The 20,046-nt window shown below is 57.0% G+C and carries 19 protein-coding genes; 12 read left to right on the top strand and 7 right to left on the bottom strand.

Annotated elements, in window-relative coordinates; translation table 11 throughout:
- Window positions 1-10: 10 nt before the first annotated feature.
- From B498_RS08745 to yiiM, 5 genes are all read left to right on the top strand, one after another.
- Window positions 11-1,006 carry a LacI family DNA-binding transcriptional regulator gene (locus tag B498_RS08745; RefSeq protein WP_008501823.1) on the top strand — a complete coding sequence of 332 codons (996 nt, stop codon included), beginning with the start codon at window positions 11-13 and terminating at the stop codon, window positions 1,004-1,006.
- Window positions 1,007-1,109: 103 nt separating this feature from the next.
- Complete coding sequence (locus B498_RS08750; protein ID WP_008501822.1) at window positions 1,110-3,233, top strand: alpha-galactosidase; 2,124 nt, start codon at window positions 1,110-1,112, stop codon at window positions 3,231-3,233.
- 44 nt (window positions 3,234-3,277) lie between these two features.
- Complete coding sequence (locus B498_RS08755) at window positions 3,278-4,543, top strand: MFS transporter (protein WP_008501821.1); 1,266 nt, start codon at window positions 3,278-3,280, stop codon at window positions 4,541-4,543.
- A 162-nt stretch (window positions 4,544-4,705) separates the two neighbouring features.
- Window positions 4,706-5,326, top strand: a complete 621-nt coding sequence (sodA, locus tag B498_RS08760; protein ID WP_003861999.1) for a superoxide dismutase [Mn] — start codon at window positions 4,706-4,708, stop codon at window positions 5,324-5,326.
- A gap of 71 nt (window positions 5,327-5,397) precedes the next feature.
- The gene (yiiM, locus tag B498_RS08765) at window positions 5,398-6,072 is read left to right on the top strand and encodes a 6-hydroxyaminopurine reductase (protein WP_008501820.1); all 675 of its coding nucleotides are present in this window, start codon (window positions 5,398-5,400) and stop codon (window positions 6,070-6,072) included.
- Window positions 6,073-6,125: 53 nt separating this feature from the next.
- On the opposite strand, the gene cpxA is transcribed toward yiiM, so the two are convergent.
- Both cpxA and cpxR read right to left on the bottom strand, forming a co-directional pair.
- Window positions 6,126-7,499: an envelope stress sensor histidine kinase CpxA gene (gene cpxA, locus B498_RS08770; protein WP_003862003.1), complete on the bottom strand. Its 1,374-nt coding sequence runs from the start codon at window positions 7,497-7,499 to the stop codon at window positions 6,126-6,128.
- Window positions 7,496-8,194: an envelope stress response regulator transcription factor CpxR gene (cpxR, locus tag B498_RS08775; RefSeq protein ID WP_006179159.1), complete on the bottom strand. Its 699-nt coding sequence runs from the start codon at window positions 8,192-8,194 to the stop codon at window positions 7,496-7,498. Before cpxR ends, cpxA begins: the two co-directional genes overlap by 4 nt.
- A 150-nt stretch (window positions 8,195-8,344) precedes the next feature.
- Between cpxR and cpxP the strand changes: the two genes are divergently transcribed.
- The 6 genes from cpxP to B498_RS08805 all read left to right on the top strand — a co-directional run bounded on the left by cpxP (window position 8,345) and on the right by B498_RS08805 (window position 14,471).
- Window positions 8,345-8,851: a cell-envelope stress modulator CpxP gene (gene cpxP, locus B498_RS08780; RefSeq protein WP_008501818.1), complete on the top strand. Its 507-nt coding sequence runs from the start codon at window positions 8,345-8,347 to the stop codon at window positions 8,849-8,851.
- Between the two features lie 152 nt (window positions 8,852-9,003).
- Window positions 9,004-9,897 carry a CDF family cation-efflux transporter FieF gene (gene fieF, locus B498_RS08785; RefSeq protein WP_008501817.1) on the top strand — a complete coding sequence of 298 codons (894 nt, stop codon included), beginning with the start codon at window positions 9,004-9,006 and terminating at the stop codon, window positions 9,895-9,897.
- A 174-nt stretch (window positions 9,898-10,071) separates the two neighbouring features.
- Window positions 10,072-11,034 carry a 6-phosphofructokinase gene (gene pfkA / locus B498_RS08790; protein ID WP_008501816.1) on the top strand — a complete coding sequence of 321 codons (963 nt, stop codon included), beginning with the start codon at window positions 10,072-10,074 and terminating at the stop codon, window positions 11,032-11,034.
- A gap of 218 nt (window positions 11,035-11,252) precedes the next feature.
- Window positions 11,253-12,242, top strand: a complete 990-nt coding sequence (locus B498_RS08795) for a sulfate ABC transporter substrate-binding protein (RefSeq protein WP_008501815.1) — start codon at window positions 11,253-11,255, stop codon at window positions 12,240-12,242.
- Between the two features lie 107 nt (window positions 12,243-12,349).
- Window positions 12,350-13,093 carry a CDP-diacylglycerol diphosphatase gene (locus B498_RS08800; RefSeq protein ID WP_008501814.1) on the top strand — a complete coding sequence of 248 codons (744 nt, stop codon included), beginning with the start codon at window positions 12,350-12,352 and terminating at the stop codon, window positions 13,091-13,093.
- Between the two features lie 73 nt (window positions 13,094-13,166).
- Complete coding sequence (locus B498_RS08805; RefSeq protein ID WP_008501813.1) at window positions 13,167-14,471, top strand: SLC13 family permease; 1,305 nt, start codon at window positions 13,167-13,169, stop codon at window positions 14,469-14,471.
- An 81-nt stretch (window positions 14,472-14,552) separates the two neighbouring features.
- Here B498_RS08805 and tpiA read toward each other — a convergent pair whose 3' ends face one another.
- Window positions 14,553-15,320, bottom strand: coding sequence for a triose-phosphate isomerase (gene tpiA, locus B498_RS08810; RefSeq protein WP_003862019.1), 768 nt, complete (start codon window positions 15,318-15,320; stop codon window positions 14,553-14,555).
- A gap of 111 nt (window positions 15,321-15,431) precedes the next feature.
- Complete coding sequence (locus tag B498_RS08815; RefSeq protein WP_008501812.1) at window positions 15,432-16,028, bottom strand: DUF1454 family protein; 597 nt, start codon at window positions 16,026-16,028, stop codon at window positions 15,432-15,434.
- 112 nt (window positions 16,029-16,140) lie between these two features.
- Between B498_RS08815 and B498_RS08820 the strand changes: the two genes are divergently transcribed.
- The gene (locus B498_RS08820) at window positions 16,141-16,560 is read left to right on the top strand and encodes a DUF805 domain-containing protein (RefSeq protein WP_008501811.1); all 420 of its coding nucleotides are present in this window, start codon (window positions 16,141-16,143) and stop codon (window positions 16,558-16,560) included.
- Here B498_RS08820 and fpr read toward each other — a convergent pair whose 3' ends face one another.
- The 3 genes from fpr to glpK form a co-directional block, all read right to left on the bottom strand.
- The gene (fpr, locus tag B498_RS08825) at window positions 16,561-17,307 is read right to left on the bottom strand and encodes a ferredoxin--NADP(+) reductase (protein ID WP_008501810.1); all 747 of its coding nucleotides are present in this window, start codon (window positions 17,305-17,307) and stop codon (window positions 16,561-16,563) included.
- Window positions 17,308-17,403: 96 nt separating this feature from the next.
- Window positions 17,404-18,414, bottom strand: a complete 1,011-nt coding sequence (glpX, locus tag B498_RS08830) for a class II fructose-bisphosphatase (protein WP_008501809.1) — start codon at window positions 18,412-18,414, stop codon at window positions 17,404-17,406.
- A gap of 123 nt (window positions 18,415-18,537) precedes the next feature.
- The gene (gene glpK / locus B498_RS08835; RefSeq protein WP_008501808.1) at window positions 18,538-20,046 is read right to left on the bottom strand and encodes a glycerol kinase GlpK; all 1,509 of its coding nucleotides are present in this window, start codon (window positions 20,044-20,046) and stop codon (window positions 18,538-18,540) included.

Here is a 20,046-nt window from a genome sequence, read left to right as displayed (position 1 = left end):
AGGGAAAATCATGTCGCTCAAAGCCATCGCCAAAGAACTGGGGCTCTCTGTTACTACCGTCAGCCGCGCCCTTAACGGATATGACGACGTTTCTGACGAGACGCGCGCACGCGTGGAAGCAGAGGCCCAGCGCCGTGGTTACCGACCGAACACCTTCGCCCGCCGCCTGAAGATGGGCAAAATCGACGCCGTTGGGCTGGTGTTCCCGGTCCATCCTGTTCCGCTCAATAACAGCGTATTTATGGACATGGTCGGCGAAATTAGCCACGAACTGGCGAGACATGAAATCGATTTGTTGCTGATTGCCGATGACGATCTGGCCGATAAACACAGCTATATGCGCATGGTGCAAAGCCGCCGCGTGGATGCGCTGATCGTGGCCCACACGCTGGATCGCGATCCCCGTCTTGAGCAACTGCAGGCCGCCGGTTTTCCTTTCCTGGCGCTCGGGCGCAGCCAGCTACCGCAGCCGTACGCGTGGTTCGACTTCGACAACTATGCCGGTACGTACAATGCGACCCGCTGGCTGATCGGAAAAGGCCATCAGCGCATTGCCCTGCTGGGCGAAAGCAACAATCAGGCATTCATCACCCAGCGCCGTCAGGGCTATCTGGACGCGTTGCGGGAAGCCGGGCTTTCCAGCGAATGGCTGCGCGCCATGCCCCCTTCACGCCGGGTGGGGTATGCCACCACGAAAGAGCTTCTCTCGCTATCGCAGCCGCCCACGGCCATCATTACCGACTGCAACACCCACGGCGACGGCGCGGCGATGGCGCTGGCGGAGCTGGGCCGCCTGACCGGCGAGAACGCCGTTGCGCTGGTGGTTTATGACGGGCTTCCGCAGGACAGCATCGTCGATGCTGACGTGGCGGCAGTGATCCAGTCCACCCGTCAGGGCGTCGGGAAACAGATTGCCGATATGGTTCGCCAGCTGATCAACGGCGAGGCGATCGAGCAGCTCCAGGTGCTCTGGCAGCCCGAATTCTCTCCCTGCCAGACGGCCTGAATCTCTCTATTTTCTAAACCCGATCACAAATCCGAAACGTTTTGGTTTGTATCCGAAACGTTTCGGATCAAAACTCAAGGCATCCCATGACAGGAGATGTCTGATGCAAGATTCCATTTTACGACTCGAAAGCGCGACGGTGGATGTGGTGATAAAAACGCACCCGTTCGCCGAAATGATTTACTGGGGGCCGCATCTTCAGCACTTTTCGCCGCAGAATGCTGAAACCCTTTCCCGGCCAGTTGCCAACGGCAGGCTGGATGTGGATTCTCCGGTCACGCTGATGGCCGAGCTGGGGCACGGCCTGTTTGGGTCGCCCGGTATTGAAGGGCATCGTCTGGGCCTGGACGGTTCACCTCTCTTTAGCACCACAGACGTCCAGCAGCAGGGGCAAACCCTGACGATTACGGCAGAAGATGAACATGCGGGCCTGCGGCTGACCAGCGAGCTGGCGCTGGATGACAGCGGCGTGCTGGCGGTGCGTCACGGCTTAACCAACCTGAAAGCGCAGGCGTGGCAGGTGGACCGTTTTGCCATAACGCTACCCGTGGCCGAACGCGCGCGGGAGGTGATGGCCTTCCATGGACGCTGGATCCGGGAATTTCAGCCGCACCGCGTGACGCTTGAACACGACAGCTTTGTGATTGAAAACCGCCGGGGTAAAACCTCCCACGAGCACTTCCCGGCGCTGATTGCCGGTACGCCGTCGTTCAGCGAAATGCACGGCGACGTCTGGGGCGTGCATCTGGGCTGGAGCAGCAACCACCGCCTGCGTGCGGAAGCCAAAACCGACGGCCGCCGCTATCTGCAGGCTGAAGCCCTCTACCTGCCGGGCGAAATGGCGATTGAGGAGGGCGACACGCTCTGGACGCCGCGCCTGTATGCAAGCTACTCCGCGCAGGGCCTGAACGGCATGAGCCAGCAGTTTCACCGCTACCTTCGCGACAACGTTATCCGCTTCCCCGAAAACAAACCGCGCCCGGTTCACCTCAATACCTGGGAAGGCATCTACTTTAACCACGACCCGGACTACATCATGCGCATGGCCGACGAGGCGGCCGCGCTGGGCGTGGAGCGCTTTATCATCGACGACGGCTGGTTCAAAGGTCGCAACGACGACTACGCCGCGCTGGGTGACTGGTATCTGGACGAGAAGAAGTACCCGAACGGCCTCACGCCGGTCATCAGCCATGTGAAACAGCTCGGCATGGCGTTTGGCATCTGGGTTGAGCCGGAGATGATTAACCCGGATTCCGATCTTTATCGTGCGCATCCCGACTGGGTGCTGGCGTTGCCCGGCTACAGGCAACATACCGGGCGGCACCAGCTGGTGCTTAACCTGAACATTCCGCAGGCGTTTGATTACCTGGTGGAGCGCATGAGCTGGCTTCTGGGTGAACATGAGGTCGACTACGTGAAGTGGGACATGAACCGTGAGCTGGTACAGCCGGGTCACGACGGGAAGGCCGCCGCTGACGCGCAAACCCGCCAGTTTTATCGTCTGCTGGACGTGCTGGGCAAGCGTTTCCCGCACGTCGAATTTGAATCCTGTTCCTCCGGCGGGGGGCGAATTGATTATGAAGTGCTGACGCGCTGCCACCGCTTCTGGGCCTCGGACAACAACGATGCGCTGGAGCGCAACGCTATCCAGCGCGGCATGAGCTATTTCTTCCCGCCGGAGGTGATGGGGGCGCATATCGGTCATCATAAATGTCACGCCACCTTCCGCCAGCACAGCATTGAATTCCGCGGTCTGACGGCCCTGTTTGGCCATATGGGGCTGGAACTGGATCCCCTCACCGTCGATGAGCAGGAGCGCGAAGGTTATCGCCGTTACGCCGCGCTGTATAAGCAGTGGCGCGAGGTTATTCATCAGGGCACCCACTGGCGCGTGGATATGCCGGATGCCACTACGCTGGCACAGGGTATTGTGAGCGAAGATAAAACGCAGGGACTGTTTATCGTCAGCCAGCTCGCCATGCCGGACTACACGTTGATGATGCCGCTGCGCATGCCGGGGCTTGAGGCCAGCGCGCAGTATCGTATTTCGCTGCTCGATCACCCTGAGATTCGCATCACCGGTGAGGGAGGCCATACCATGCGCAAGCTGCCGGCATGGATGGAGGCCCCGCAAACGGCGAGCGGTGAGTGGCTGATGCAGGCGGGCATTGCGCTGCCGATTCTCGATCCGGAAAGCGCCATCCTGATTGGCGTGGAACGCGTGTAAAGGTGACGGGCCGGGAAACTGGCCCTCCGTTGAGGATAAAAATAATGAACACAACAACCTGTACCCACAAAGACAACCCTAATTTCTGGATTTTCGGGCTGTTCTTCTTTCTCTACTTTTTCATCATGGCCACCTGCTTTCCGTTCCTGCCGATCTGGCTGTCGGATATCATCGGCCTCAATAAAACCCATACCGGCATTGTCTTCTCCTGCATCTCACTCTCGGCCATTGCCTTCCAGCCGGTGCTTGGGGTGATCTCGGATAAACTGGGGCTGAAAAAACACCTGCTGTGGATCATCTCCGTGCTGCTGTTCCTGTTTGCCCCTTTCTTCCTCTACGTCTTTGCGCCGTTACTGAAAGCTAACATCTGGCTGGGCGCGCTGAGCGGCGGCATTTATATCGGCTTTGTCTTTTCGGCGGGCTCAGGAGCCATTGAGGCCTACATTGAACGCGTGAGCCGTAACAGTTTCTTTGAGTACGGCAAGGCGCGCATGTTTGGCTGCCTCGGCTGGGGGCTGTGCGCCTCCACGGGCGGGATCCTGTTCGGCATCGATCCGTCGTATGTTTTCTGGATGGGGTCGGGGGCGGCGCTGCTGTTGATGCTATTGCTGGTGGTCGCAAAGCCAAGACCCAACCAGACGGCGCAGGTGATGAATGCGCTGGGTGCCAACCAGCCGCAGATCACCGCGAAAACGGTCTTTAGCCTGTTCCGTCAGCGCAGAATGTGGATGTTTATTCTGTACGTGATTGGTGTGGCCTGCGTCTACGACGTCTTCGACCAGCAGTTTGCTACCTTCTTCAAAACGTTCTTCACCACGCCGCAGGAGGGCACTCGCGCCTTTGGTTTTGCGACCACTGCCGGGGAAATCTGCAATGCGATCATCATGTTTTGTTCGCCGTGGATCATTAACCGCATCGGCGCGAAAAACACGCTGCTGATCGCCGGGGTGATTATGGCGACGCGCATTATCGGCTCGTCGTTTGCCACCACCGCCGTAGAAGTGATTGCCCTGAAGATGCTGCACGCACTGGAGGTCCCGTTCCTGCTGGTGGGGGCCTTCAAGTACATCACCGGGGTGTTTGATACGCGTCTTTCGGCGACTATCTATCTGATTGGCTTCCAGTTCGCGAAACAGTCGGCGGCGATTTTTCTCTCCGCGTTTGCCGGGAATATGTATGACCGGATCGGTTTCCAGGAGACATACCTGATGCTGGGCTGTTTCGTGCTGGCGATTACGGTGGTGTCGGCGTTTACGCTCAGCAGCAGGGAGGAGATAGCGGCGGGCAATAAGGCGCTAGAAGTCCATTAACACCCTGAACCCATTCACTATTCCGGCGTTGGTCAAAAAATGAATAACCTTATAAAAACTACGGCATTGATAATCATTTTCAATATCATTTAATTAACTATAATGAACCAACTGCTTACGCGGCATTAACAGCTGTGCCGCCCGACAATAATGGAGAGGATTATGAGTTATACACTGCCATCCCTGCCGTATGCCTACGACGCACTGGAACCGCATTTCGACAAGCAGACGATGGAAATCCATCATACTAAACACCACCAGACCTACGTGAACAACGCGAACGCCGCGCTGGAAAGCCTGCCTGAGTTCGCTAACCTGCCTGTTGAAGAGCTGATCACCAAGCTGGACCAGCTGCCAGCGGACAAGAAAACCGTGCTGCGCAACAACGCGGGCGGTCACGCTAACCACAGCCTGTTCTGGAAAGGCCTGAAAACCGGTACTACCCTGCAGGGCGACCTGAAAGCGGCTATCGAGCGCGACTTCGGTTCCGTTGACAACTTCAAAGCGGAGTTCGAGAAAGCCGCTGCAACCCGCTTCGGCTCTGGCTGGGCGTGGCTGGTACTGAAAGGTGACAAACTGGCCGTGGTTTCTACCGCGAACCAGGACTCCCCGCTGATGGGTGAAGCGATCTCTGGCGCATCCGGCTTCCCAATCCTGGGTCTGGACGTGTGGGAACACGCTTACTACCTGAAATTCCAGAACCGTCGCCCGGACTACATTAAAGCGTTCTGGGACGTGGTGAACTGGGACGAAGCAGCAGCGCGTTTCGCCGCTAAAAAATAAGGTTGCATTGACGCCTGTGAGAAGCGAGTCTGATGGCTCGCTTTTTTTGTATCTGCGTAATGGAGGCAGCGATGCATTATCCGGTGAATGTATTTACAGGCAAGGTAAGGGAGTACGACGGCAGCCGCCCGAGCGCCATCGCCAAAATTCAGGTCGACGGTGAGCTGACGTTAACCGACCTCGGGCTTGCGGGTGACGAGCAGGCCGAAAAGAAGATCCACGGCGGGCCGGAGCGCGCGCTGTGCCACTATCCGCGCGAGCACTATCAGCACTGGAAGGCGGAGTTCCCCGAGCAGGCGGATCTCTTCGTTGCTCCCGCGTTTGGTGAAAATCTCTCCACTGAAGGGCTCACCGAAAAGAACGTGTTTATTGGTGATATCTACCGCTGGGGCGATGCCCTGATTCAGGTGACGCAGCCGCGCTCGCCGTGCTTCAAGCTCAACTACCATTTCGGCATTCATGACATGTCGGCTCAGATGCAAAGCGCGGGTAAAACCGGCTGGCTGTACCGGGTGGTGTTGGCTGGGCAGGTTTCAGCGGATGCGCCGCTTGAGCTGGTATCACGCCTGAGTGAGGTGTCTGTTTACGACGCCTGCGCCATTGCGTGGCATATGCCGTTTGATGACGAGCAGTATCATCGCCTGCTGTCGGCGGCGGGGCTGTCGACCAGCTGGACAAGAACGATGCAGAAACGGCGTTTAAGCAGCAAGATCGAGGATAATTCCCGGAGATTGTGGGGTAAATAGACCTCCGTAAAAAGTAGGCCGGGTAAGGCGAAGCCGCCACCCGGCACTAACAGCTACGAACGCTTATACAACGGTAGCCACAGCGTTAACCGCAGACCACCCAGCGGGCTGTCGTCGGCTTTCACCCAGCCGCGGTGCTGCTGCATGGCGGTTTCCACAATCGCCAGCCCCAGTCCCGTACCGCCCGATTCCCGGTCGCGCGCCTCGTCGGTGCGGTAGAACGGACGGAAGATCTGCTCGCGGTCTTCCGGGCTGACGCCAGGACCGTCGTCGTCGACAATGACGGTGATCCCGTCTTTATCCACCGAGAACGCCACCTCAATCTTCGTGTGCGAGTAGCGCAGGGCGTTACGCACGATATTTTCCAGCGCGCTTTCCAGCGCGTTGGGGTTACCGTACAGCGGCCATGGACCCGGCGGGAAGTTAACGGTGAAGGATTTGCCCATCTGCTCCGCTTCGAACGCCGCGTTATCCAGCACTTCATGCCACAGATGATTGGCTTTCACCGTTTCGCTCACCAGCGCGTTTTTCTGCTGATTGCGCGACATGACCAGCAGATCGTTGATCATGCTGTCCAGACGATGCGCTTCGGTTTCGATGCGCTCCAGCTCTTTGCTTTCTCCGCTGCGGCGGCGCAGCAGGGCGGTGCCAAGCTGTAAGCGCGTGAGCGGGGTACGCAGCTCGTGCGAGATATCCGACAGCAGGCGCTGCTGGGCCGTCATCATGCGATCGAGCGCGCTCACCATCTGGTTAAAACTGGTCCCGGCGGCCAGGAACTCCTGCGGTCCGGACTCCAGTTCCGGGTGCTGCCTCAGGTTGCCCTGCGCCACTTCGTCGGCGGCGTTTTTCAGCTTACGTGCGGGTTTTGCCAGGCTCCACGCCAGCCATAACAGCAGCGGCGAGCTGACCAGCATCGTGACAATCAGCAGCAGGAGAGGGCGGTCAAACAGCAGGTTGATAAAATCGGACTGGGAGCTGCTCGCGGGGCGAATCAGGTAGAGCTGATAGTTATCCTCGCCATCTCTGACGGAGAACGGCCCCACCATCTCTACGCGGCCATATTTTTTCTTCTGGGGGTGATCGGCATTATCTGCCTGGCCAATGAAGTTGCGGATGATCTGCATTTCATTGCGATCGGCGCCAATCACGCGGCCTTCGCTGGTCACCAGCAGCAGGCGTTGTCCGGGCGGCGCCCACTTGTCGATAGCGCGAAATAGCCTGCGCCACCACATCAAATCGTTTGGCGGATCGTTTGCCAGCTCGGCTTCCACGTGCTGCTCGATCATCACGCCCTGACGTTGCTCGCTGTCGAGCAGCTCCGTCATCTGGCGTGAGTCGAGTTTTGGCAACATCAGTACGAGCATTAAAACCAGTGCCAGCGTCAACCAGAAGATGGCGAAGATGCGGGCGGTTAAGCTTCCTATCATGAAGCGGAAACCATCAGATAACCGCGACCACGCAGGGTTTTAAACCATGGGTGACCGTCTTTACGCTCCGGCAGCTTACGGCGCAGGTTAGAGATGTGCATGTCGATGGCGCGGTCAAACGGGGTCAGACGTTTGCCCAGCACTTCCTGACTTAAATGTTCACGCGATACCACCTGGCCGAGGTGCTGCGCCAGCAGATACAGCAGGGTGAACTCGGTGCCGGTGAGTTCGAGCGTCTGGCCATCAAAGCTCGCTTCCTGGCGGCCCGGATTCAGGCTCAGGGAGTCGACTTCAAGGGTCGGTGAACTGTTGTCTGTATTCTGCTGCTGCTCGCTCCAGTGGGAACGACGCAGGATCGCGCGAATACGGGCGACCAGTTCGCGGTCGTTAAACGGCTTCGGTAAATAGTCATCCGCGCCCAGCTCAAGGCCGAGTACGCGGTCGAGTTCGCTGCCGCGCGCGGTCAGCATGATAACGGGAGTCTGGTGCGTCTGGCGAAGCTCTTTCAGCGTATCAATGCCGTTTTTCTTCGGCATCATCACGTCGAGCAAAAGTAAATCGATGCTGTCGTCAAGGAGACTCAGCGCCTGCTCGCCATCATGGGCAACCAGGACGTTGAAACCTTCCATGTCGAGCAACTCCTTTAAAAGAGATGTGAGCTCTCGGTCATCATCAACTAACAGGATTTTATTCATTGTTTAAATACCTCCGAGGCAGAAATTACGACATCAAGGCTGTCTAATCCATGACTTTACGTTGTTTTACACCCCCTGACGCATGTTTGCAGCCTGAATCGTAGACTGTCTCTCGTTGAATCGCGACACGAAAGATTTTGGGAGCAAGTGATGCGCAAAGTTACCGCTGCCGTCATGGCCTCAACGCTGGCGTTCAGTGCGTTTAGCCAGGCTGCTGTAGCTATCATCAGCGATAACGGTTCCTCACAAGAGGGCGCAACGCAGAACAGCAGCCAAAGCCATATGTTTGACGGCATAAGTTTAACCGAACATCAGCGTCAACAGATGCGAGATCTGATGCAGAGGGCGAGACACGACCAGCCCCCTGTTAATGTTAGCGAAATGGAGACAATGCATCGCCTTGTCACCGCAGAAAATTTTGACGAAAGCGCTGTGCGCGCTCAGGCCGAAAAAATGGCACAGGAACAGGTTGCTCGCCAGGTAGAGATGGCGAAGGTCCGCAACCAGATGTTCCACCTGCTAACGCCGGAGCAGCAAGCGGTTTTGAACACCAAACATCAGCAGCGTATGGATCAGCTGCGTGAGGTTGCACGGATGCAGCGAAGCTCAGAAACCTCGTTTTTCAGTAGCAATAGCAGTACCCGTAGTAACCAGTAAACCCTGTTTTCCTTGCCATAGACACCATCCCTGTCTTCCCCCACATGATGTGGGGGTTTTTTTTGCCCCACATTCTGTTTGTTAACCGTTTATTCATCCTTCGACTCCACATGCTTCCGTTATACTAGCGGCATGACATGACAGGAGCGTTTATGAATCAATCCTATGGAAGACTGGTCAGCCGGGCCGCCATCGCGGCGACCGTCATGGCATCCAGCCTGTTACTGATTAAAATCTTTGCCTGGTGGTATACCGGCTCGGTCAGTATTCTGGCGGCGCTGGTGGATTCGCTGATGGACATTGCCGCCTCATTGACCAACCTGCTGGTCGTGCGTTACTCGCTGCAGCCAGCGGATGAAGAGCACACCTTTGGGCACGGCAAAGCGGAGTCGCTGGCCGCACTGGCGCAAAGCATGTTCATATCCGGTTCTGCGCTGTTCCTGTTTCTCACCGGCATTCAGCATCTCGTCTCGCCGACACCGATGAACGATCCCGGCGTCGGCGTCGTTGTGACGGTCGTTGCACTTATTTGCACACTTGTTCTGGTAACGTTCCAGCGCTGGGTCGTTCGCAAAACGCAAAGTCAGGCCGTACGGGCGGATATGCTTCATTATCAATCTGATGTTATGATGAATGGGGCTATTCTTATTGCGCTCGGTCTGGCCTGGTATGGCTGGCATCGGGCCGACGCGTTGTTTGCGTTAGGGATTGGTATCTATATTTTATATAGCGCCCTGCGGATGGGGTATGAAGCAGTGCAATCGCTGCTTGACCGCGCCCTCCCGGACTCAGAACGTAATGAAATTTTTTCTATCGTGACCGCCTGGCCCGGCGTCAGCGGTGCACACGATCTTCGAACGCGGCAGTCAGGGCCGACCCGCTTTATTCAGATTCATATTGAAATGGAAGACAACCTGCCACTGGTTCAGGCTCACGTGATTGCTGAGCAGGTCGAGCAGGCGATTTTGCAGCGTTTTCCTGGTTCAGACGTCATCATTCACCAGGATCCCTGCTCGGTTGTACCCGGACATGTTGGGCTTTCGTAATTCGTTGTAAAAAAGTGAGCCAGGCCAGCATTTTGTGTATAAATTACCGCCATTTGGTCTGACCTGAATCAATTCAGCTGGAAGGGATTGATATACTATTTGCAGTATTCGTTGGTCGATAAGTTTCTTCCGGCAACAGATTTCAATTTTGCATTCCTAAGTTCAGAGGTAGTCATGATTAAGAAAATCGGTGTGTTGACAAGCGGCGGTGATGCGCCGGGCATGAACGCGGCAATTCGTGGGGTTGTCCGCGCGGCGCTGACGGAAGGTCTGGAAGTTTTTGGTATCTATGATGGTTACCTGGGTCTGTATGAAGACCGTATGGTTCAGCTCGACCGTTACAGCGTGTCTGACATGATCAACCGTGGCGGTACCTTCCTTGGGTCTGCGCGCTTCCCGGAATTCCGTGACGAACACGTTCGTGAAGTGGCTATCGAGAACATGAAAAAACGTGGACTGGACGCCCTGGTGGTTATCGGCGGTGACGGCTCGTACATGGGTGCAAAACGTCTGACTGAAATGGGCTTCCCGTGCATCGGTCTGCCGGGCACTATCGACAACGACATCAAAGGCACCGACTACACCATCGGTTACTTCACCGCGCTGGGCACCGTTGTGGAAGCGATTGACCGCCTGCGTGACACCTCTTCTTCCCACCAGCGTATCTCTATCGTTGAAGTGATGGGGCGTTACTGCGGTGACCTGACCCTGGCTGCGGCAATTGCGGGGGGCTGTGAGTTTGTCGTGGTTCCGGAAGTGGAGTTCAGCCGTGAAGATCTGGTAGCTGAAATCAAAGCGGGCATCGCGAAAGGCAAAAAACATGCGATCGTGGCTATCACCGAGCACATCTGTGACGTAGACGAGCTGGCGAAGTACATCGAAACCGAAACCAAGCGTGAAACCCGTGCAACCGTACTGGGGCACATCCAGCGTGGCGGTTCCCCTGGCCCGTATGACCGTATTCTGGCGTCCCGTATGGGTGCGTACGCAATTGAACTGCTGCTGCAGGGCCACGGCGGCCGCTGCGTCGGTATTCAGAACGAGAAACTGGTTCACCATGACATCATCGACGCGATTGAAAACATGAAGCGTCCGTTCAAAGGTGACTGGCTGGACTGCGCGAAAAAACTGTACTGATCGGCGTTTGGTTTGTGCCGGGTGGCGGCTTCGCCTTACCCGGCCTACAAAAGCACGGTTCGTAGGCCCGGTAAGCGAAGCGCCACCGGGCTTTTTTTGTCCGCGCCATTTGCCTTTTTATTCCACTACGTTATAGCCAATCTTTTTTTATTCTTTAATCCTCGATTCGCTTTCTGGCACGCTGCATTCATCAAAACACTACACAAGAGAGCTGGGCGATGAATAAATGGGGCGTGGGTTTAACATTATTGCTGGCATCGACCAGCGTTCTGGCTAAGGATATCCAGTTACTGAACGTGTCATACGACCCGACGCGTGAACTGTATGAACAATACAACAAAGCGTTTGCGGCACACTGGAAGCAGGAAACCGGCGACAATGTCGTGGTTCGCCAGTCTCACGGTGGTTCTGGCAAGCAGGCGACCTCCGTCATCAACGGTATTGAAGCCGACGTGGTGACCCTGGCGCTGGCCTACGATGTTGACGCGATCGCCGAGCGTGGCCGTATCGACAAAAACTGGATCAAACGCCTGCCGGATAACTCCGCGCCCTACACCTCGACCATCGTTTTCCTGGTACGTAAAGGCAACCCGAAACAGATCCATGACTGGAATGACCTGATTAAGCCGGGCGTGTCAGTTATTACCCCTAACCCGAAAAGCTCCGGCGGCGCACGCTGGAACTATCTGGCCGCCTGGGGCTATGCATTGCACCACAACAACGGTGACCAGGGTAAAGCCCAGGAGTTCGTGAAAGCGCTGTACAAAAACGTCGAAGTGCTGGACTCCGGCGCGCGCGGTGCAACCAACACCTTCGTGGAGCGCGGCATTGGTGACGTGCTGATTGCGTGGGAAAACGAAGCCCTGCTGGCGACCAACGAACTGGGTAAAGATAAGTTTGAGATCGTGACCCCAAGCGAATCTATTCTGGCTGAGCCGACCGTCTCTGTTGTCGATAAAGTGGTTGAGAAGAAAGACACCAAAGCGGTGGCGGAAGCCTACCTGAAGTACCTCTACTCGCCGGAAGGTCAGGAGATTGCAGCGAAGAACTTCTATCGTCCACGCGATGCGGCTGTGGCGAAGAAATATGACGGCGAATTCCCGAAACTGAAGCTCTTCACCATTGATGATGTTTTCGGTGGCTGGACGAAAGCGCAGAAAGAGCACTTCTCTAACGGCGGCACCTTTGACCAGATTAGCCAGCGCTGAACATAAATAAACGACACGGTGACCCGGCGTGAGAAATCCGCCGGGTTTTTTATTTGGTCATCATTTTGCGTTACTCTTTTGCCTCTATTGAAAACAGGGAACGCGTTGTGAAAAAAATTATCTTATTGATCCTCATTGTCATCGCCCTTGCCGCTGGCGGCTGGTACTGGATGAAAGCGGGTAATCCGAATGCGTTGCGACATATCGTTCTCGACCAATGCCTGCCGAATCAACTGCAACACCGTAACCCGGCACCGTGTGCGCAGGTGAAGCCTGACGCAGGCTATGTAGTCTTTAAAGACCGCAACGGGCCGCTGCAATACCTGCTGATGCCGACATATCGCATCAACGGCACCGAAAGCCCGCTGTTGACCGAAGCGCATACGCCGAACTTTTTCTGGCTGGCCTGGCAGTCGCGAAGCTTTATGACCCTGAAGCGTGGAAGCGAGGTGCCCGACAGCGCCATTTCACTGACGATTAACTCGCCGGCAGGGCGCACGCAGAACCATTTTCACATTCATATCTCCTGCCTGCGCCCGGACGTGCGCGAGAAGCTGAACGCCGCACAGGGAGAAATCAGCACCCAGTGGCTGCCCCTTCCTGGCGGCCTGGAAGGGCATGAGTATCTTGCTCGTCGGGTGACGGAGAATGAACTGGTGCAGCGCAGCCCGTTCATGATGCTGGCTGAAGAGCTGCCGGAAGCGCGCGACCATATGGGGCGCTTCGCGCTGGCAATGGCGCAGCAGTCAGATGGTTCGTTTGTGTTGCTGGCCACCGAGCGCAACCTGCTGATGCTTAACCGCGCGTCTGCTGAGGAACTGCAGGATCATCAATGCGCTATCCTGAATTGACCCCACCATAAATAGCGTTTACTCGCCCTGCCTGTCGCCGTAGACTTGCTGAAAAATTCTACAGGAGACAGGTATGTCGCTCTGGTCAACGTATCCTCTGTTGCTGCCTTCACTGATTGTGGGCGTCACCATCGTACTATGGGCGACGTCGCTATTGCCTGAGTTCATTACCGCGCTGCTGTTCTTCACGGCGGCAATGACCGCGAAGATCGCCCCGCCGGAGACGATCTTCGGTGGTTTTGCCTCGTCGGCTTTCTGGCTGGTCTTCAGCGGCTTCGTGCTCGGCGTGGCGATACGTAAAACCGGGCTGGCGGACCGGGCCGCCCGGGCGCTGTCGGCAAAGCTCACCGACTCCTGGGTATTAATGGTAGCGAGCGTGGTGCTGCTGAGCTATGCGCTGGCGTTTGTGATGCCGTCGAATATGGGACGTATCGCGCTGCTGATGCCGATTGTCGCCGCAATGGCGAAACGCGCCGGTATCGCCGACGGCTCCCGTGCCTGGTTTGGTCTGGCGCTGGCGGTAGGGTTCGGGACGTTCCAGCTTTCGGCGACGATTCTGCCCGCTAACGTGCCTAACCTGGTGATGAGCGGTGCGGCAGAAGGTTCGTACGGCATCCACCTGAACTATGTCCCGTATCTGCTGCTGCACACGCCGGTGCTGGGCATTCTCAAAGGCCTGATCCTGATTGGCCTGATCTGCTGGCTTTTTCCGGGTCATCCCAAACCCCCTCAGAAACAGGTGCCGTCTGAACCCATGGGCCGGGATGAAAAGCGTCTTGCCTGGCTGCTGGCGGTGGTGCTGGGGATGTGGGTGACGGAGAGCTGGCACGGCGTGGGGCCCGCCTGGACCGGGCTGGCGGCGTCGGTCATCGTTATGCTGCCGCGCATCGGTTTTATCACCGGGGAGGAGTTTTCTGCGGGGGTGAATATGCGTACCTGCATCTACGTTGCCGGTATTCTGGGGCTGGCGATCGTCGTGACGCAAACCGGTATCGGAACGGCGGTGGGCGAGGCGTTGCTCCGTATTATGCCGCTCGATGCAGACCGACCGTTCACCAGCTTCCTGGCGCTGACCGGTATTACCACCGCACTCAACTTCATCATGACCGCCAACGGCGTTCCGGCGCTGTATACCACCCTGGCGCAGAGCTTCTCGGATGCGACCGGCTTCCCGCTGCTGTCGGTGATCATGATTCAGGTGCTGGGCTATTCTACGCCGCTGCTGCCGTATCAGGCGTCGCCGATCGTGGTGGCGATGGGGTTAGGAAAAGTGCCTGCCAGGGCGGGGATGGTGCTCTGTCTGGCGCTGGCGGTGGCAACGTATCTGGTGCTGCTGCCGCTGGATTATCTGTGGTTTAGCCTGCTGGGACGGCTGTAAAAAAGCCCGGTGGCGCTGACGCTTACCGGGCCTACATAACCGTAGGGCGGGTTAGCAAAGCGCCACCCGCCACAAAGGCAATTACGCCTGTTTAGCCGCTTCTGCTGCTTTAACGATCACCGCGAAAGCGTCCGCTTTCAGGGATGCACCGCCAACCAGCGCGCCGTCGATGTCTGGCTGGGTGAACAGCTCAGCAGCGTTAGACGCGTTAACGGAACCACCGTACTGGATGATCACTTGCTCAGCCACTTTGGCGTCAGCTTTCGCAATGTGGTCACGGATGAATTTGTGAACCGCCTGAGCCTGCGCAGGGGTGGCTGATTTGCCGGTACCGATCGCCCAGACTGGCTCGTAAGCGATAACCGCGCCTTCGAACGCTGCTGCGCCCTGCGTTTTCAGCACTGCGTCGATCTGACGTGCGCACACTTCTTCAGTTTTGCCCGCTTCGTTTTCTGCTTCGGTTTCACCGATGCACAGAACCGGGATCAGACCCTGCTCTTTCAGCACGGCGAATTTCTTCGCGATGAACTCGTCGGATTCTTTGTGATAGGTGCGACGCTCGGAGTGGCCGATGATGATGTATTTCGCGCCGATATCTTTCAGCATTTCAGCGGACGTTTCACCGGTGAACGCGCCAGACAGGTTAACGTCAACGTTCTGCGCGCCCAGAATGATGTGGCTGCCGTCAGCGGCACGTTTAGCCAGATCCAGGTACATATCCGGCGGAGCGATAGCAACCGCGCAGCCGGTCACGCCAGCCAGCTCTTTACGCAGGTTCGCAACCAGTTCGTTTACCATGTGGCGGCTGCCGTTCAGTTTCCAGTTACCCATCACTAAAGGATGTCGCATTTCAATTCTCCACGCTCAATAAGCGAATTAAGGAATATGGCCACCCTGTCGGGCAGCATGGTCTGTGAATCAGTATAGAGATTTTCCCTCGAAAGGCTTTGCTTTTTGTCATTAATTCGCCCCGCCGAGGGTGTCAGATAGTGCCAGCTTAATCGGTTCAACAGCGAAGGTCAGTCCTTTTTCGCCGTTGTCCGCCACCACATAGCGGATCGCGCCTTCGGTATCGGCGTAGTAACGCTTATTTTTACCGGCGGTGAGGAGTTTTTGCAGCTTTTGCTGGCTTTGCTTTTTCGTCAGCGCAGGGGTAAACGCCTGCAGGACCGCGCTCATGTACTCCAGCGCTTTCGCCTTCGCGGCTTTCTGCTCTGGCCCTTGTATCGGCAGCCAGGTGATTTGCATGCTTTTGATTTTTAACGTCCCGCGCTCCAGCGCCGTGGAGGCATACAAATTCTCATTAATCTTGCTTGCCGCACGGGTCAGGGTAGGCGTGTCGCGGGGGCCATCAATGGCACGAAACTCATCCAGTTGCAGCGTGGGATTGGCCTGATTGAAGGCTTCACGAAACTGGCTGATGGACTGATCGAACGACGGTGCGCCCGCCAGCAGGTACGGTGCTGTGGTCGGGGCTGTGGTTTCGGCGGCGTGCAGGGTAAAACCCGCGCTGAGCAGCGCTAAACACAGGAATAGAGAATGTGCCGAACTTTTCATCAACATTGCCCCTGGCCGTAAGTGCTCATGATTAAAACGATATCTGGTCGGCTTGTCAAAAGGTCACAACTCCAGGGTAAAATGCGGGCTAAACGATAATAAGGAACCTTACATGACCATACAGCAGTGGCTGTTTTCATTCAAAGGGCGTATTGGACGCCGTGATTTCTGGATCTGGATGGTGACGTGGGTTGTCGCCATGCTGCTTCTGTTTTTCGTCGCCTATAACGCGTGGCTGAGCACGCAAACGGCGGCATTTGCGCTGGTCTGCCTGCTCTGGCCAACGGCGGCAGTCGTGGTGAAACGCCTGCACGATCGCGGCCGCTCCGGCGCGTGGGCATTTCTGATTATTCTGGCGTGGATGCTGGTGGCGGGAAACTGGGCGATGCTTCCGTCCATCCTGCCGTGGGTGGTGGGCAGGCTGCTGCCGTCGGTCATCTTCGTGATGATGGTTGTCGATCTGGGCGCGTTTATTGGCACCCAGAGCGAAAACAAATACGGTAAAGACACCGTTGAGGTGAAATACCGCTGATCACCAGTAGTGTTCGGCGGTCATATGGCCCGGTCGGCGGCGAAGATGTTTCGTCATCTGCCGGGTATCCTTCAGAAGCTGCTGCGTGTCGCGTACCATCTGCGGGTTGCCACACAGCATGACGTGGCTGGTTTCAGCCGTCATCGGTAAACCCACCGCCTCTTCCAGGGCACCATTCTCAATTAACGCCGGCACGCGACCGGTCAGCGTTCCTGCTACGGTTTCGCGGCTGACCACCGTCTGAATCTTTAACTTTCCGCCGTACTGCTGTTCCAGCGCCTGCATCTGCGGCAGGTAGCTCAGGTCTGCGGCGTAGCGCGCAGCGTGAACCAGCACGATGTTTTTAAAACGCTCCAGGTCTTTGCCGTACTGCAAAATAGAGAGATAAGGGCCGATGGCCGTACCGGTTGCCAGCATCCAGAGCGTGTCACAATCCGGGATCTCTTCGAGCACAAAGAAGCCTGCTGCTTCACTCACGATTTGCACCTCGTCGCCGGGCTTGAGGGCGGCAAGGCGCGGGCTGAGTTTACCGTCAGGTACGGTGACCAGATAGAACTCGAGATCCGGGTTATCAGGCGCGTTAACGTAAGAGTAGGCGCGCTGCACGCGCTCGCCGTCGACATCCAGCCCCAGCTTCGCAAATTGCCCGGCTTTAAACGGGTGGACGGGAGCATGCAGGGTGAGACTAAATAGCGCATCGGTCCAGAACTGTATCTTTGTGACTTTACCTGTTACCCAGTCCGCCATGATCTTCTCCTGTGCTGTTTCTCTGTTCTATCTTCCGTACTTAACGGGGAGATTTCCAGCCCATTTGGGCCGGAAAGCTCTATCGATCAAACGGTTTTACAGAATGTGCGTCTGTACGTCCGGGTCTTTGCGGTCGAGATAGTGGATAGACTGGATGCGGCGAATGGTGCGTGATTTTCCGCGGATCAGCAGCGTTTCAGTGGTGGCCATATTGCCCTTGCGGCTGATGCCGTCCAGCAGATCGCCTTTGGTGATACCTGTCGCCGAGAAGACCACGTTATCGCTACGGGCCATATCATGCAGCGCCAGCACTTTGTTGGCCTCGATGCCCATCGCTTCGCAGCGTGCCAGCTCGTTTTCCCCGATACGGCGGTTCTCTTCGCTGTCGCCTTTCACCTCGTGGCGGGGCAGCAGACGAGCCTGCATATCGCCGTCCAGCGCGCGGATCACTGCTGCAGAGACTACGCCTTCCGGCGCGCCGCCGATGCCGTACAGCACGTCTACTTCGCTGTCCGGCATGCAGGTCAGGATCGAGGCGGCAACGTCACCATCCGGAATGGCAAACACGCGCACGCCGAGCTTTTGCATCTGCGCGATGGTGGCGTCGTGGCGCGGTTTGGCCAGAATGGTGACGGTGAGTTCACTCAGCGGTTTGTTCAGCGCGCTGGCGACGTTACGCAGGTTCTCTTCCAGCGGCAGGCTGAGGTCGATTGCGCCTTTCGCGCCGGGACCGACAATCAGCTTTTCCATGTACATATCCGGCGCGTTAAGGAAGCAGCCCTTATCGCCCACGGCCAGCACCGCCAGGGCGTTGGCCTGACCCATCGCCGTCATTCGGGTGCCTTCGATCGGGTCGACGGCAATATCCACGGCATCGCCGTTGCCGGTACCGACTTTTTCACCGATATAAAGCATCGGCGCTTCGTCGATCTCGCCTTCGCCGATCACGATGGTGCCGTCGATGTTGACCTGGTTAAGCACAATGCGCATGGCATGGACGGCTGCGCCGTCTGCGGTATTTTTGTCACCACGACCCAGCCACTTATAGCCTGCAAGGGCAGCCGCTTCGGTGACGCGGGAAAACTCGATAGCAAGTTCACGTTTCATGAGGTACTCGTACAATCAAAAGGAATTGCACGAAGTTTATCACAGAGTGGGGAGGGGCGAGGGGACCGGTGCGGTCCGGGCCCCTCACCCTGACCCTCTCCCCAGGGGAGAGGGAATATATGATTACTCTTCGTGCTCTTCCCACGCCAGTGCGCGTTTCACCGCTTTCTTCCAGCCGCTGTAGCGGAAGTTACGCTCGGTGGTTTCGATGCCAGGGCGGAATTCGCGTTCGATCACCGCTTTTTCCTGCAGCTCGTCCAGGTTCTGCCAGAAGCCTACCGCCAGACCGGCAAGGTATGCCGCGCCCAGCGCCGTGACTTCACGCACTTCAGGACGCTCAACGCGGGTACCCAGAATGTCGGACTGGAACTGCATCAGGAAGTTATTCGCTACCGCACCGCCGTCCACGCGCAGGGCGTGCAGACGAATGCCGGAGTCCGCCTGCATCGCTTCCAGCACGTCGCGCGTCTGGTAGGCGATGGATTCCAGGGTGGCGCGAATAATGTGGTTAGAGTTAACGCCACGCGTCAGGCCAAAAATTGCGCCGCGTGCATACGGATCCCAGTACGGCGCGCCCAGACCGGTGAATGCAGGCACCACGTACACGCCGTTGGTGTCTTTCACTTTGGTCGCGAAGTACTCGGAGTCGAACGCATCGCTGATCAGCTTCATCTCGTCGCGCAGCCATTGGATAGACGCACCGGCCATGAACACCGCACCTTCCAGGGCATAGTTCACTTCGCCGCGTGGTCCACAGGCGATGGTGGTCAGCAGGCCGTTTTCTGATTTCACCGCTTTCTCGCCGGTGTTCATCAGCATAAAGCAGCCGGTGCCGTAGGTGTTCTTCGCCATCCCTTCTTTGACGCACAGCTGGCCGAACAGCGCCGCCTGCTGGTCACCGGCAATACCGGCGATAGGAATACGGGTGCCGCCTTTACCGCCGATGTTGGTCTGGCCGTAAACTTCAGAAGACTTGCGCACGTCAGGCAGCATCGCGCGTGGGATATCCAGCGCGTCCAGCATCTTGTCATCCCACTCCAGGGTGTTGATGTTGAACAGCATGGTACGCGAGGCGTTGGTGTAGTCGGTGACGTGGACGCGTCCCTGGGTCATCTTCCAGATAAGCCAGGTGTCGACGGTGCCGAACAGCAGCTCGCCGCGTTTTGCACGCTCGCGTGAACCTTCCACGTGGTCGAGGATCCACTTCACTTTGGTGCCGGAGAAATACGGGTCAACCACCAGACCGGTGGCGCTGCGCACGTACTCTTCCATGCCGTCGCGCTTCAGCTGTTCGCAGATCTCAGAGGTACGGCGGCACTGCCAGACGATGGCGTTGTAAATAGGCTTACCGGTTTCACGTTCCCAGACAATCGTCGTTTCACGCTGGTTAGTGATACCAATCGCGGCAATCTCGTCGGAACTGATATCGGCTTTTGCCAGCACTTCGACCAGCGTGGAGCTTTGTGACGCCCAGATCTCCATTGGGTCGTGTTCGACCCAGCCTGGACGAGGATAAATTTGCTCAAATTCGCGCTGTGACACGCTGACGATGTTCGCGTCATGATCCATTACGACAGCGCGGGAGCTGGTAGTGCCCTGGTCGAGCGCAACGATATATTTTTTTTCGGTCAT

The organism is Enterobacter sp. SST3, assembly GCF_000286655.1.
GTDB lineage: Bacteria > Pseudomonadota > Gammaproteobacteria > Enterobacterales > Enterobacteriaceae > Enterobacter > Enterobacter roggenkampii.
This window is presented reverse-complemented; position numbering and strand designations above follow the sequence as displayed.

What these genes read in the sequence shown, in the direction of transcription:
- tpiA (WP_003862019.1), bottom strand. Translation starts at nt 15,320, where the DNA reads ATGCGACATCCTTTAGTGATGGGTAACTGGAAACTGAACGGCAGCCGC.
- cpxR (WP_006179159.1), bottom strand. Translation starts at nt 8,194, where the DNA reads ATGAATAAAATCCTGTTAGTTGATGATGACCGAGAGCTCACATCTCTT.
- B498_RS08805 (WP_008501813.1), top strand. Translation starts at nt 13,167, where the DNA reads ATGTCGCTCTGGTCAACGTATCCTCTGTTGCTGCCTTCACTGATTGTG.
- glpX (WP_008501809.1), bottom strand. Translation starts at nt 18,414, where the DNA reads ATGAAACGTGAACTTGCTATCGAGTTTTCCCGCGTCACCGAAGCGGCT.
- B498_RS08815 (WP_008501812.1), bottom strand. Translation starts at nt 16,028, where the DNA reads ATGAAAAGTTCGGCACATTCTCTATTCCTGTGTTTAGCGCTGCTCAGC.
- fpr (WP_008501810.1), bottom strand. Translation starts at nt 17,307, where the DNA reads ATGGCGGACTGGGTAACAGGTAAAGTCACAAAGATACAGTTCTGGACC.
- B498_RS08745 (WP_008501823.1), top strand. Translation starts at nt 11, where the DNA reads ATGTCGCTCAAAGCCATCGCCAAAGAACTGGGGCTCTCTGTTACTACC.
- yiiM (WP_008501820.1), top strand. Translation starts at nt 5,398, where the DNA reads ATGCATTATCCGGTGAATGTATTTACAGGCAAGGTAAGGGAGTACGAC.
- B498_RS08755 (WP_008501821.1), top strand. Translation starts at nt 3,278, where the DNA reads ATGAACACAACAACCTGTACCCACAAAGACAACCCTAATTTCTGGATT.
- glpK (WP_008501808.1), bottom strand. Translation starts at nt 20,046, where the DNA reads ATGACCGAAAAAAAATATATCGTTGCGCTCGACCAGGGCACTACCAGC.
- B498_RS08820 (WP_008501811.1), top strand. Translation starts at nt 16,141, where the DNA reads ATGACCATACAGCAGTGGCTGTTTTCATTCAAAGGGCGTATTGGACGC.
- pfkA (WP_008501816.1), top strand. Translation starts at nt 10,072, where the DNA reads ATGATTAAGAAAATCGGTGTGTTGACAAGCGGCGGTGATGCGCCGGGC.
- cpxP (WP_008501818.1), top strand. Translation starts at nt 8,345, where the DNA reads ATGCGCAAAGTTACCGCTGCCGTCATGGCCTCAACGCTGGCGTTCAGT.
- B498_RS08750 (WP_008501822.1), top strand. Translation starts at nt 1,110, where the DNA reads ATGCAAGATTCCATTTTACGACTCGAAAGCGCGACGGTGGATGTGGTG.
- fieF (WP_008501817.1), top strand. Translation starts at nt 9,004, where the DNA reads ATGAATCAATCCTATGGAAGACTGGTCAGCCGGGCCGCCATCGCGGCG.
- B498_RS08795 (WP_008501815.1), top strand. Translation starts at nt 11,253, where the DNA reads ATGAATAAATGGGGCGTGGGTTTAACATTATTGCTGGCATCGACCAGC.
- cpxA (WP_003862003.1), bottom strand. Translation starts at nt 7,499, where the DNA reads ATGATAGGAAGCTTAACCGCCCGCATCTTCGCCATCTTCTGGTTGACG.
- sodA (WP_003861999.1), top strand. Translation starts at nt 4,706, where the DNA reads ATGAGTTATACACTGCCATCCCTGCCGTATGCCTACGACGCACTGGAA.